Below are 12,836 nucleotides of genomic sequence, written 5' to 3'. Positions count from 1 at the left end.
GGTGAGTCCCAGACTAACTTGTCAGCTTGTATTTTCCAATTTGCTAATTTTTTGCAGCTTGGTATGTAAGAAAGCAATTCGCATCACAATAAATTTACCAGTAGGGCACCCAGAGGCAGATAGGTATATATTTATTATGCTTCTCTGAGAAAAGAAAAACCAACACCTGCAATTTATTTTTTACATTGGAATAAGTAAAAATACTGTAATACTAATAAGTAGCAGCTACATTAAAACTTCCTGGAAAGCATTGCGATCGCGAAATTTAGTGTCATATTTCTCATTCCACCACAACCAACCAGTAGAATCTGCCCAGACATTGTGCTTTTTCAAGACTTCTGCACGGGTTAACGCTAGTCCCCCTAGAACAAATTCCGGTCGGCTCCAAGCAAGAAGTTCATCTAATTCCTGTGTGGACAAACCAAATTTCAAGCCTGTAGTTCGGGTTTTATCAACTTTTAATAATCCTCCCAAAGCAATATAATCATAACCAATCTCCCGGTAAGCACTGATCAAAGAAGCTAAGAAACTTTTGGGTGAATAATAATGGGGAGGAAAAGAATTTAATTGGGGAACTAAATTTTGTTGCCAATTATAAATTGAATACCCTACTTGAACAACACCAATCAAAGTATAGTTTCTTGGCTTTTTCCAATACTCTTGCCAGGTTAGTCTTGCTAAATACAGTGATAGTAATGGCTCTCCAAAAATATCTTGGGTAAAAACAAAATTAGGTAAAAATTGATCGCAGTGTTCTAGATACTCTCTGACTTTAAGTCGCAAATTCTCTTCAGAAGCGAATTTCCGTTTACGCACCCAACGTTTATCAAGGTACTCAGAATGCATTTCATAATACCAAGGGCAATCCTGATTCCCAAAAATGCCACTATCTATAAAAAATAGTTTTCCCATATCTCGAATATTTGTCAACAGACTTTTATTAGAAGAAATCGGTGCAAGAATTCCATAATTTCCTTCTAAATTCTTTAATCTATTGAGTAAACCTAACCAGTCAACCGAAAAAACTGGGAGGAACTTATGTTCAAAATTCATATTGACATTTATCTTAGAGTTATAAAGCTGATTTGCTCATCACTCTATATTAGATTGATTCTCCAGTCCTATCAAGATTAGAACTTTCAAGATGATTTTCAGTATTTAAAAATTCTTGAAACCTCTGAAAAAATACATAAGTATTGTGAAAACCACGTCTGCGGTTACGGTCATTACCACGAAAAATAGCTGTTTCTACTCCATAGTCTTTGCAGATTTTACACTCACATTCCTGCCAAGGTTTTACTTCTAATAATTCTCTATATAATTGAGTGTGTTGTCTTAAACGTCTAGCTTTCGCTGTTGGGGTTACTTTACCGTCGCGAGGTAATTCTAATAACTCATCGTAAGCTAGTAATTTCTCAAGAGATTCATCTAGCGATATATTGCCTTTATCATATTCCCGAATAGCTTTTAATGCTTCTTGCTCAAGCTGTCTAAGAGTTTCACGCTCATAACCTTCTAATAGCAAATGTTTAATTCGTGGCGATTGCTTATCTACAAAAGGAATACGCACAGCAGCATAAGCTTTACCACTTAAAGTATGATAGTTTTCTACTGCATCAAACCAAGCTTTACGTAATGGACTTGCTGAATCAAAACTGGTTACTCCCAAATGGCGGAAATAAGGAAGAGCATCAATACGCCCTACGCCAAATAAATGTAATCTGGTATTCGGTGTTAAATGTTGATAAACTTCTTTCAAGATTTCTAGAATTTCTATAGTTGGGGTTCTGGCAACTCCCCCTATAGCGATATAGTCATATCCCATTTCAACCAGTTTTTTTACTGCATCAGCGTAAGTTTCTAGGTTCCAACCTTGAGCTACACCAATAGGAGTAAAAGTATATCCAATTTTTTGATGTTTGGATATAAATTCCTCTGCATTTTGCAAAGTCAGATCATATCGCTTCTCTCTAACTCCAGGTTCGGCAAATGGCCCTACAATTAAATGGTCAATACTTACTCCGTAATCGAATTTTAATTTTTCATAATAATCTAAGATTTCTACAGTATTATAAGGAGGTGCTTCGAGTTTAATATATCCAAAAGCTCCGCAATCTCCCATAATTTCACCTGGGAATCTTACAAAGTTACGGATACCTCCTAATTTCTCTATATCTGCTCTTTTATTTTTTATCTTATCAACAACTACTTTCGATACCAGAATCCCGTCATAATTAGGCTGTGAATATATTTCATGAGCATATACATCATCTCTATATGCATTTCGATTTAGACTAGATTCGTCTAGTAAAAAATTATATCCAATATCTACCTTATCATCCCATTCTGGAATGAAATATTTCATTCTCAAATGTGTATTAACTGCTCTTGGTAAATTCAAAAATTCATCTAAGTCTGCTATTGCTCTTTTCGGTTTTTTATTTTTAATATTTGATTTTTTTGCTGTAGCAACAGAAATCCCTAAAGGAAGTTCTAATTGTTGGGGCTGATTATTTAAAAGTTTCTCTAATATTTTTGGGTTGTTATATATCTCTGACAATAAGTTAGGTTCTTGTCTAATTTCATTAGCAATTAACTTAAATAATTGTCCTTTTAATCCTACTAAAGCACAGCCAAATCGTGATGCATCTGCATTAGAAAACGTTAATAATTCAAAATTTGCATCTCCTAAAACCACAAGATTCTTACTTTTATTAGATGCTAAGAAAATAAAAGTCTGTTTGGGATTAGTTTCATTGGTAAGTTTAAAGCGCGTATGTATTTATCTCCTAATAAGACAAATATTAAATCATATCCAATAACTGCTTCCTGGAAATCTTTATGTATTCCGATAAAATTTGCCCATGAAGAAATTTCATCATTTTTCATTGAGTTGAAAGTAACCGTATAAGGGACAATAACTTTGTCTTCAGAGATTAGTCCATAAGCTGCTGAGATGATTTTTACATCTACCACTGCTCTTCCAAAGCGCGATCTCAGGATATCCACCCCCTCCATTAGCCGTAGATGTTGCAGCCCTGTGTACATATGGCCAGACGGACAGGAGAATTCTAAAAGTGATTGTGTGCGTTGTCTTAATCTCTCTGTGTCTTTAAAATCTTCTATTATTAGCTGATTTGTTGGGTTATGAAGCTTTTTTCCAGTACAAGAAGTAATAATTAGTGTACGAAGGCGTGAAATTGTGCTAGTTGAAACCAAGGTTTTTGTTGGAATAGATTTAGTCATCTTCATACTCTACCCAAGAATTAGGAGTTTCTGACACTGCAACCTTTAGCTGCAAATCAGATGGTACTTGCTTCTTGGTTACGTCATAAATGTATTTGGCCATCATCTCCGCTGTCGTTTCGTACGAATGAGGCAAGTAAGTCATGCAATCCTTTGCTTGCGTGCCCATCTGAACCAAGCGCTTACATCAGAATTCACTTGTGCCACACCACTCCGGCTTTCTACCTCCTTTACAAGCCGCAACAAATACAGCCTCCGGAGATTGAATTTTCTTACTCGTTCGGAGTGATTCTTTGAGAAAGGCGGTCGCATTCGACCAGTAACGCTTCACTGTATGTTGGATTTGCGAATTTAGGCGGAATTTTAGCGTACAAAACATTTCGTATAACTCTTGTAACAATTCTTGAACTTTTGCCTGGCTTGATTGGGTTGATTTTTCCACAGGCTCTAACTCTGCGTCCGAATAATTATCCGTAATTTGGGGATAATTCCATACGACTTGTTAACAAACACTGTTGTTGTGCCGAGATTCAGTAAGGATGAGTCTTAGAACTTATCCCACTATTCTAAAAATGCCTACTTCTTATAGTAAAATGTGCTAGAAAAGCTTAATCTTTCGTTTCTAGTTCTCGATAAGCTGAAGCTTTTTAGCACAAATCTTAATTAATGGGATAGATACTAGAATTGCTTGGTCTTCTTTATCCGGTTTGTAATACTCGTACCAGTAAGGCAAGATGATATTATTGGCAACCATCTCTAAAATTTCTGACTGGCTGAGGTCACTTACTAGTTCATTTTTAGCTTGCTGGAGTTGACCAGCTATTAAAAAATTTATTTTTTGATTTAACTAGCGATGTCTGCTATTTCCAGTGAGAATAGGTTGTGATTTTCAATCGCATATTTATAGCTAAACAATCCATTGTTTGACAAGAAAAATTTTTCTTCACTACCCGATATCTTGAGTACGGTGATAACGCATGGTGTTTGAATATTGTTATTGCGAATGAATTTCCTTGCAGTTGTACAGGTTTTTTCTTGATGGTTTTGTTGATAGCAACTAAAGCTTGTAACCTTTGATAGCAAAACTTTCCCACTTAACTTACGTCTCAAATGGTATCTACCTAGTTTTTGTCGAATTCGTTTTGGCATTTTGCACTCTCCTTAATAATTGTGCATGGTTCTTATATCGTTTAAGTTGAATTTCAAGCTGACGGGCTTCTTGTTTACTTGAGGTTTTCCATACGTAAACAATTTTGAATTCAATGCCGCGTTTTATCGCAGCACGAGTAAATGCTGCTCCAGATCCTTGTAGATGCTGCTGAAATCTTTTCTTGAGGTTCGCGCATGAACCTAAGTAATAACGAGCTTGATGTTTCTCATTTCCCAACGGACGAGATAGCTCAATCATGTAGCAGCAAGGAATTGAGGGTATCTTTCCTGACAATTCCATTTATGCTTTTTTGGGATTATTTTGAAAGCTGAGGCGTTAGCTGATTGTGGTGGTTTACGTAGTTACGCAGTTGAGTCTTTCTTGTTCTTGTACCCAACTAATTACATTTGATTTACTAATGCTTACAGGCTTATCTTCACCTGCAATAAATACTTGAAACCAGCCAGTTTCTAACTCATAGTAGTCAATAATTAAACCTGCTTCTCTGGCTGTTGTTAGAGCTAATACTTCCTGGGGCAACAATTTTTCAATTCTTAACTGAACTTCTGGAAAAAGCTGCTTCCAAGCTTCATCTTTAACAGCCAGATGCCTGTAGATAGCACTTCTAATTTGATAATAACTGGTAGCTGATTTGAGTTTTTCTGCCAGCATTAACACTTCTTCCCCAACTGACTGCTGTTCTGTAGCGTTACTGGTGCTGGTTTGTTCGTTTTGTTTTAGCCTGGAGTTAACTTCTATAGCTTTTTCGCTCTCTGTTGGGGATGTTTCTAATTGTGGAAGCATACTCGACTGAACCACTTCAAATTCAGCAGTCTCTTCCTGGGGCTGCTCTTTTTCTTGGGATTTAATTTTGGCGTGATAGTCTGCGATCGCTTCGCGGAGAATTTGCTGAGGGAGTAGTCCATATCCGTCAATTAATTCCTGTGTGAGTACCCCTGTTTGGTGGTCTTCTTCCCACTGAGGAGGGAATTGACAGTAGCGATCGCCTTTTGGAGTTCTGCGCCAGATTGATATCTGCTTTTGTTGTTCCTGCTTTTGGGTTTTAAGGAGGGCTTTCCTCTCTTCGATTAACTCCAGTACCAGTTTGCAGGTCAATCCCCCAATTGGGTAATCTTGTAGCTGAGTGATGATTGGCTTGTATTGAGGAGAACACAGCCTGAGAAGTATTGTTACTGGAATTGCGGCTAGGTGTTGAGGACAAGTTAAAAATTCTTGGAAGTTTTCGGCTATTTTGAGCGCTCGTTTTTCCTCAGAACTTCCTTTATCCCAACCGTATGTATCGAGCAAGGTTCGGTATTCTTTCTTGTTGTAGGTGGTTTTGTATTCGTAGAGTAGGAAAGCGGCGTGCAAATATTCTAGACTGCTGGTTTCGATATGTGCGGTTGGATTCGGATCTAATTGATGTTTTTGGAGATAAGAGATTGATGTGATAGTTCCTGGCATGATAAAATTCTCTTTGCATTAATTTCGTTGGTCTTAAAAGACCACTTACCTATTTAATTCACTGCAAATAATTCAGGCTGCTTGTTTGTCCCAAGCTTTTGATGATTTGGAGATAGCAGCCAAAGCATAGCCCAAGGTGTGCTTGTGAATTTTGGGCATTTTGTGAAACGACATATCCTGACCCCAATCTTGAACTGATTTGGTGCCAATATGTAATACTTGCGTGAGGGTTTTGACACAAGTTGCACGAAAATTGGCGTGGGAAACAGTTTGCAGTCTTTGCTGTTCAGTTAACCCTTCAAGGAGTATTTTCTCTAGAAAGGTTTGAGCATTTACTTCCGGTGCGTTGTATTCTCCTGTCAAGATGCTATTTAGCTGGTTTGGTACGATTTCGGCGGCGTGAATGTAAGCAAGTGAAATTTTGCAGTAGTTGGGTATTCCGTCAAAGTTGAGATCGCTTCCCCACTTACGAACTGTCGGTCTTTGTACACCTAAGACTGCACATAGTACAGTGATACATTTTTTGCGGTATTGCGAGTCTGTTTCTTCTTCGAGAAGTTCGGGGGGGCTGAGTTCGGCTATACCGAAGCAGTAGCGTAGAAATTGTCTGGGTTCTAATCCTTGCTTTGGTAGTATTTCTACCACTTTGTAGTTCTTTTGCATCTTTATTAGCTCTTACAGGATTTTTTACCGAATTAGCTTGATTTATCTCAAGCCCTTGTTTTGTGCTTTTTAGGTAAAGTTTACCGATTCGCAAAGTTAGTGATGTATTAACTTAATATTATTTAATATTTAGTGATGCACTAATTTAATTTAGTACATCACTAAATTCAAAGGGTTTATTGAGGGCAAGTCATTTAGTTGTTGTAGTGATATGGGTTTTGATATAAAAGTTAATATTTGTAACTAAACACCCTGTTGTTTCTATAAACTTAAGAGAAACCTAGATAAACCAAGTTCAAAAAAACGTGTGTCAAATCAGCGCGAACGCTTTTCTGGAGGGGATACTGACCGGGTATCCTTTACCCTTGCACCCGGTGTGCGGCAAAAGGTAGATGATGTACTGCCGATATTGGGTGGCACTTTAGCAAAAACTCTAAGGCGTTTAGTTGATTTGGGTTTGGATTTAGTTGACCTAGCTCAAAAAAGTGGTAAACCAGTTCCTCAACCGGGTAATTTGGAGCAAATGTTTTCGGGCTATACCTCTTTAGGTATAGAACTGATATTTGCGTGCGAATCCTTGGGTTTACCTGTACCTGAAGTGGGTCAGATGGGGGTTTGGTTTGTAGATCATCTCTCTTTTGGTTTGGGTGATATTGAGGGGATTAAGAAAGATAATGATTTTCGGGCATCACGTATATTTCGCTTAAGTCGAGAAATTCAGAAGTTTTTTCAGCAGCAGCTTAATGTACTATCAGAAGATGAGTATGCTGCATTTTTGAGGAATTTGCATCGGGAAGCTATTATTGGGCAAGAGTTTGTAGCTGCTTGTCAGACGCTGGGTTTGCAGTTACCAGAGACAGGAATACAGGAATGGTTACAAGATTTGGTGGAGCGATCGCGCAGCCTGTCTACAGTAGAATCGCAATTATCAAATGAGTTATTAGAAGAATGTGAGCGATTGGGGATAGATCCGCCAAAACCTGGTGAGGTTGGAGCGTGGCTACAAAATACCCGCCCTGCGGTATTTGAGGAGCCAATGCACGAACATAGGTTACCTTTTACAGATGATGGTTTGCCTTTAGGGGGGTCACAACCGTTTTTGGAGCATTTACTGACACTAAATGCACCGCCAACAGAAGATGAGGAGTATGACATCGCTCATAGGTTTGGTGTAGACCCAGCGCATCTGAAGGAACTCATATCCCGTATGAGATTTGATAGGAACGGACAGACAAATAATTGTCATTAATAAGCTTCGGGGATAAATGCATGGATGCCATTGAAGATTCCTCAACATTGTGGACTTTATTATCTAGACCTGGATGGGAGATTAAGCCGAACCCAGTAAAGCATTTACTCAAAATTAAAGCTCCTGACTATCAGGAAGCATTAATACTTTATACTAACTATCGAAAATTTCTAGCGACGTGGGCAGCGTCTCTCAACTGTACCTGTGCTTTGATTGGAATTCAGGGGATGCGTGGGGCTGCATTCAAAATTCTTGCAGCAACGCCAGCATCGCAGCAGAAGTTATACGAAGACTTAATTTTTGCAAGCTTACAAAAGTCGGTTCGTCTTGAATCTAATGGACTGGCCGGAAGCGATGGCTACGCCCGCCGCAGGCATCGCTACTTTGAGGATAATATCTACGAATCTCCAGGCTTTTACATTGCCGAAACTTTTTTGTACCCTGAACTCAGACCAATTGTTGATGAAGTATTTTCAAACCCAGAAAAGAAACTTGCTTTAACACGAATGTCTGACAATTTTCAATTGATCGTGTCTGCATCAGCAGCACGGGCAATGAGTTCTGACTCACAAGATGTGGTGCGTCGTCGAACCACAGATTTTTGGCACGCTAGAGACTACCAGATTTTTATACAGAAGTTTAAGCAAGATGGTAGCACAGGTTTTGAAATCACTTACCAGGCAACGACAAATCTGCCTAAGACTAATCCTTTAGCAGTATGGGCACAGTTTACTACGAGCTATAGGTTTTTTGAGATTGATATAGGCGGGTACAGGGAAGTGTACCGTTTGGGCGAAGGTAAGGATATTACACCCATCAGTCGTCCCAAGGTTGTTTCATAATATAGTGAGGTTTTATGGCAGTAAGATTCCTAGAAAATAAGGGCAGTGGCAATATTCTAGAGATTAGTAAAGCTAGGCTTTTAGAACTTACTCCTAATGTTTATCCCCTTACTTGGGAAGCCATTCTTTCAGGTAAAGGTGGTAGTGTAGCTATTTTGGGTGCAGGTTTTGCCGAACGTGAAGTTTTTTTTTGGTTTTGAAGGAGTTGACTTAACGCGCTACCAACTTCCGACTATCGACTGTTACGACATTGCTACTAATCCGCCAGAAAAGTTTTTAGCTTTACGCAGCCAATACCCAAATCTACAGTTAAATTATTTTTGCGATCGCAATCTAGCAGAACTAGAACTGACAAAACTTTACGCTCCTAAAACATTACGGTTAGTTTCAGTACATGGAGTGTTAGATTATTTACAACCGGATGCCGTTATGCGGTTGTTACTCGATATAGTGAATGTGCAACCAGAGGCGATGTCAGTGCGGCTATTTTTAATTGGAAACCCGTGGTCGCGGAATTTTGCAAGTACAAATCAGTTAGCTGAGGAAGTAAAATCAATTGAAATTATTACAAGTAGTTTGGTTGAACCAATTGATTTTAATCTATTTTGTCGTACAGGTATTGTTAGATTAGATATTTCAGATGAAGATAAAATTGCACATAATTTATTACCAACATATGGTGCCTCCCATATAATCCCTGATAAGTTAGTTGGATATCTTAAAACTCAAGGATATCAACTTATAACCAGCGATGTGTACTCACTTACTAGTCAAGATTTACAAGGATATGAATCGCAACATTCTAATCTTAATGAAGATGAATGTACGAATTATCCGCACGGAATATTGTTATTTTTCAAACGATAAAATAGCTAGTTCCATAAAATTTATATGTGTAATTAACTAAATTTATCTAAAAGCGCAGTTAAAGAAATAATGTTAATAATTAAAGTAAGGTTATCTAATTTATAAGAGGTTATTTGATAAGTATAAAAGTGTTTAGGAGAGCAAAATGTTAAAAGAACTTCACCTCCAGCAAGTTGGCCCTGCTGCCCACTTTAATGTCGCATTTGCCGATAGGCTCAATATATTTACAGGTGATAATGGTTTAGGTAAAAGTTTTTTACTAGATATCGCTTGGTGGGTGATGACTACAAATTGGGTAGAACAACCAGCATACCCACAGCAAGTTAGAGGTGAAAATCCGCAAATTACAGGAATAGTTAGCAATAAAAAAGATATAAGAGAATATCGGAGTTACTTTGATTTCTCTGAACAAAAATGGCGTAGTTTACAAATGCCTCCTTTATTAAAAGAGGTCGTTATTTATGTACGGGTTGATGGTAGTTTTTCTGTTTTTGACCCAGCTCGTCAACGCGATATTGCTTATAATTTTAACCCAAATACACTCTGGAATGGATTAAAATCAAAAAATAAAGTTCTTTGCAATGGTTTAATTCAAGATTGGGTAACATGGCAAAATCAACCAAGTAAATATCCATTTCAACTATTTTCTAATGTTATTAAAAAACTTGCACCTCACCCTTCAGAATGGATAGAAGTGGGAGAGCCAACGCGAGTTTCTATTGAAGATGTGCGCGATATTCCTACAGTTAACCTACCTTACGGGAATGTTCCTGTCACTCAAACATCAGCCGGAATGAAGCGTATTTTGGGACTAGCTTATTTACTAGTGTGGACTTGGTACGAACATAAAAAAGCTGCTGAATTACGGCAACAAAAGCCAGTAAATCAGATAGTTTTACTAATTGATGAAATTGAATCTCATTTACATCCTCGTTGGCAGAGAGTGATTTTACCAGCTATTTTAGCTGTAGTGAAAGAATTACAACCCAGGATGAAGATCCAGGCTTTAGTAACTACTCATTCTCCACTTGTTCTTGCTTCCTTAGAGCCAAATTTTAATGAGCAAGAAGATCAACTATTTTTATTTAAATTACAAGATAGAGAAGTTAGCCTTGATGAAGTACCTTGGTCAAAACAAGGGGATACAGTTGGATGGTTAACCTCAGAAATTTTTGGTCTCAAACAAGCCCGTTCCAAAGAAGCAGAAATCGCAATTGAAGCAGCAGAGGCTTGGATGCGTAATGATGATATGAATGCGTTTCCAGAACACTTGAGAAGACCAACACAAATCCATCAGGAACTTCAAAGAGTTTTACCAGGACATGACCCATTTTGGCCCCGTTGGATAGTTACAACGGAGAAAAGAAATTTTGGGTTATCAGAGGTATAACACAGATGATGCCATTTAATCCTCCTCCAGAACCGCCTGATTTTGATGAAAAAGTACGACAACCGGGAAATGCTTGGTTGCAAAAAAATCCTGATCCCAAAAAAGGAACAAGAGATTATTGGTCGCCCTTCAAAAGTTATTTAGCCGATGGATTTAATAATCTGTGTGGCTATAGCGTCATGTACGAACCAGTTGGGACAGTAGATCATTATCGCAGCCGGGAAAATTATCGCTATTTAGCTTACGAATGGAGCAATTTACGCTTTGCTTCCGCTTGGATAAATAGTAGTAAAGGGACGCTTGACGACCAAGTGCTTGATCCTTTTGATTTGGGAGAAGATTGGTTTGAAATTTTACTTCCTTCCCTACAATTAGTATTAACAGATAAAGTTCCTCCGCAACAACTTCAAAGGGCAGAATTTACTTTGGAAAGGTTGCGGTTACGGGATGATGAAAGAGTCCTGCGCCAACGTCAACAATGGTATCAACTTTATTTGGATGGTGATTTGACTCTACAAGGATTAGAGAAAAAAGCCCCTTTGATAGCTCGCGCGGTAAAGAAACAGCAGCAGGCTATTTCTCAACAAGGGTAAGCTTTGCAGTTATTAGATTGTGAATGCAAGTATTTTCATAACATGAGACTGCAAGATAAATGGGTAAAAGTTCAATGAACTTCTCACAGGCTATTAAGTCCCATATTTCGTTATATATTTCTGTTAGAGTAATTTTTTATTAAAAGAGTAATTTTTTTATTTTTTTTACTCATATATACAAACGTGCTTGCATTATCAACAGGCAGTATGTAACTTGGCTAGTGTGCAGTTTATTCGGAGATAGGTTGAAATATAGGTGTATTTGAGTTGAGCTATACCTGTACTAAACTGGCATATTTGGTAAATTATTTTCTAATTTACAAACAATTTAGTAATGTGCTAGTTTAATTCGCTTCTCATTGATGTTGTCTTTCACTTGGAATTGAGTTTGATGATATGTGAAAACGTTATCTACACCCAAAAAACACTTGCCGAAAGATACGGGATTTCAATCTCTGCTTTACAAAAGTGGTATCCCTATGCCGGTATAGTAAAACCGCGAAAGCGGGGAGGGTATTTTGATGCAGCAACAGTTGAGATTGCTGATGTTTTTTACGTTGCTACCAAAATTCGACGGTTGACGTATAAGGAATATTTACAGCAAGTAATTCCTGCTGGTGGCTTAGATGCTTATTTACAAAAAGTTAATGGTATAACCCTTTATAACTTTTTGACCAAGCATATATCTGATGAAGAAAAAAAACAACCCAATTGTGCAATCAGTAATTAGGAGAATCGAGCGCAATGAAGCATATCAACAAAGTGGCAGAGACTTTGCAGGTGTCGCCTGATGTAGTACGCACCTGCTGTCGGTTGCTAGATTTAGCTTTACAGGCAAATGATACGCTTGACGAAACAATCGAACAGCAATTAGTTCAACTTAAAGAAATAGCTTCTCGTGAAGGTATGTCCTTGGAAGAAGCTGCCCAGCACTTGATTGCAATGCGCGATCGCAAATCAGAAGTAGGCGAACATAAGTTCGATAAGCGCGAGTATATTAAACAGCGATTTGGCGTAGACCCAGAACAGGCTTCCCCCGATAGTTTTGTAGGAATACTTTACCGGGATGCAGACAGGGGAATTCAGTTAGGAGAATTACGCCATAAAGTGGTGCTTGAATCTTCCACACTTGCTCTAGAAGAATTTGTTTTTCATGGCAGTAGTTCGCTGGCTGAAGGTAATACTTCTGTTCCATCTGGTTACGACCAGGCGCAAGAGCGAATCAATTCGCGCATTGATAACGATTTTTTCGGCAAAGTGAACTGGGGGGAAGAGACTCATCCACTATTGGTCAGTACATCGACACCGCAGCCCAGACAGTTGAAGTCCTCGCAGCCGAAAACCGGGCAATCTCCGAAGAAATAGTTAGCCA

14 protein-coding genes and 2 pseudogenes are annotated in these 12,836 nt (G+C 38.3%); 8 read left to right on the top strand and 8 right to left on the bottom strand.

The features are described 5' to 3' along the window. Nucleotides 1-225 precede the first annotated feature (225 nt). The 8 genes and pseudogenes from ACX27_RS22190 to ACX27_RS22155 form a co-directional block, all read right to left on the bottom strand. On the bottom strand, nt 226-1,053 hold the full coding sequence (locus ACX27_RS22190; protein WP_062295591.1) for a hypothetical protein: 828 nt from the start codon (nt 1,051-1,053) through the stop codon (nt 226-228). A gap of 49 nt (nt 1,054-1,102) precedes the next feature. Beyond that, the gene (gene dpdA, locus ACX27_RS22185; protein ID WP_062295588.1) at nt 1,103-2,698 is read right to left on the bottom strand and encodes a tRNA-guanine transglycosylase DpdA; all 1,596 of its coding nucleotides are present in this window, start codon (nt 2,696-2,698) and stop codon (nt 1,103-1,105) included. A 23-nt stretch (nt 2,699-2,721) separates the two neighbouring features. Next, the gene (locus tag ACX27_RS22180) at nt 2,722-3,246 is read right to left on the bottom strand and encodes a DUF6884 domain-containing protein (RefSeq protein WP_144427510.1); all 525 of its coding nucleotides are present in this window, start codon (nt 3,244-3,246) and stop codon (nt 2,722-2,724) included. Next, nucleotides 3,239-3,382, bottom strand: a pseudogene (locus ACX27_RS22175) (6-pyruvoyl trahydropterin synthase family protein); the annotation flags it as partial. The pseudogene ACX27_RS22175 and the gene ACX27_RS22180, both read right to left, overlap by 8 nt. A gap of 707 nt (nt 3,383-4,089) precedes the next feature. Next, entirely contained in the window at nt 4,090-4,395 is a 306-nt protein-coding gene (locus tag ACX27_RS31935) for a DUF3155 domain-containing protein (RefSeq protein WP_144427509.1), read from the bottom strand. Then, on the bottom strand, nt 4,364-4,654 hold the full coding sequence (locus ACX27_RS22165) for a GIY-YIG nuclease family protein (protein WP_017314034.1): 291 nt from the start codon (nt 4,652-4,654) through the stop codon (nt 4,364-4,366). The genes ACX27_RS31935 and ACX27_RS22165 overlap by 32 nt, the downstream gene beginning before the upstream one ends. Before the next feature lie 96 nt (nt 4,655-4,750). Beyond that, a complete protein-coding gene (locus tag ACX27_RS22160; RefSeq protein ID WP_062295583.1) occupies nt 4,751-5,860 on the bottom strand; it encodes a hypothetical protein in 1,110 nt (369 codons plus the stop codon). Between the two features lie 72 nt (nt 5,861-5,932). Further along, complete coding sequence (locus ACX27_RS22155) at nt 5,933-6,523, bottom strand: hypothetical protein (protein ID WP_062295581.1); 591 nt, start codon at nt 6,521-6,523, stop codon at nt 5,933-5,935. A 307-nt stretch (nt 6,524-6,830) separates the two neighbouring features. Between ACX27_RS22155 and ACX27_RS22150 the strand changes: the two genes are divergently transcribed. The 8 genes and pseudogenes from ACX27_RS22150 to ACX27_RS22120 all read left to right on the top strand — a co-directional run bounded on the left by ACX27_RS22150 (nt 6,831) and on the right by ACX27_RS22120 (nt 12,829). Next, nucleotides 6,831-7,772 (top strand): hypothetical protein, encoded by a 942-nt coding sequence (locus ACX27_RS22150; protein ID WP_062295580.1) that lies wholly within the window; start codon nt 6,831-6,833, stop codon nt 7,770-7,772. Nucleotides 7,773-7,792: 20 nt separating this feature from the next. Then, nucleotides 7,793-8,614 carry a hypothetical protein gene (locus ACX27_RS22145; protein WP_062295578.1) on the top strand — a complete coding sequence of 274 codons (822 nt, stop codon included), beginning with the start codon at nt 7,793-7,795 and terminating at the stop codon, nt 8,612-8,614. Between the two features lie 14 nt (nt 8,615-8,628). After that, nucleotides 8,629-8,814: a hypothetical protein gene (locus ACX27_RS34210; RefSeq protein WP_235526322.1), complete on the top strand. Its 186-nt coding sequence runs from the start codon at nt 8,629-8,631 to the stop codon at nt 8,812-8,814. Further along, entirely contained in the window at nt 8,783-9,481 is a 699-nt protein-coding gene (locus ACX27_RS22140; RefSeq protein WP_235526321.1) for a hypothetical protein, read from the top strand. Before ACX27_RS34210 ends, ACX27_RS22140 begins: the two co-directional genes overlap by 32 nt. 145 nt (nt 9,482-9,626) lie before the next feature. Continuing rightward, nucleotides 9,627-10,871, top strand: a complete 1,245-nt coding sequence (locus ACX27_RS22135) for an AAA family ATPase (RefSeq protein ID WP_062295576.1) — start codon at nt 9,627-9,629, stop codon at nt 10,869-10,871. Nucleotides 10,872-10,876: 5 nt separating this feature from the next. Then, nucleotides 10,877-11,464 carry an HNH endonuclease family protein gene (locus ACX27_RS22130; protein ID WP_062295574.1) on the top strand — a complete coding sequence of 196 codons (588 nt, stop codon included), beginning with the start codon at nt 10,877-10,879 and terminating at the stop codon, nt 11,462-11,464. A gap of 391 nt (nt 11,465-11,855) precedes the next feature. Further along, nucleotides 11,856-12,255, top strand: a pseudogene (locus tag ACX27_RS22125) (hypothetical protein). Between the two features lie 22 nt (nt 12,256-12,277). Then, entirely contained in the window at nt 12,278-12,829 is a 552-nt protein-coding gene (locus tag ACX27_RS22120) for a hypothetical protein (protein ID WP_062295572.1), read from the top strand. The last annotated feature ends 7 nt before the right edge of the window (nt 12,830-12,836 follow it).

It is taken from the genome of Nostoc piscinale CENA21, assembly GCF_001298445.1.
Classification (GTDB): Bacteria; Cyanobacteriota; Cyanobacteriia; order Cyanobacteriales; family Nostocaceae; genus Nostoc_B; species Nostoc_B piscinale_A.
Note: the sequence above shows the minus strand (reverse complement) of the source record. Positions and strands in the feature narration are given on the sequence as shown.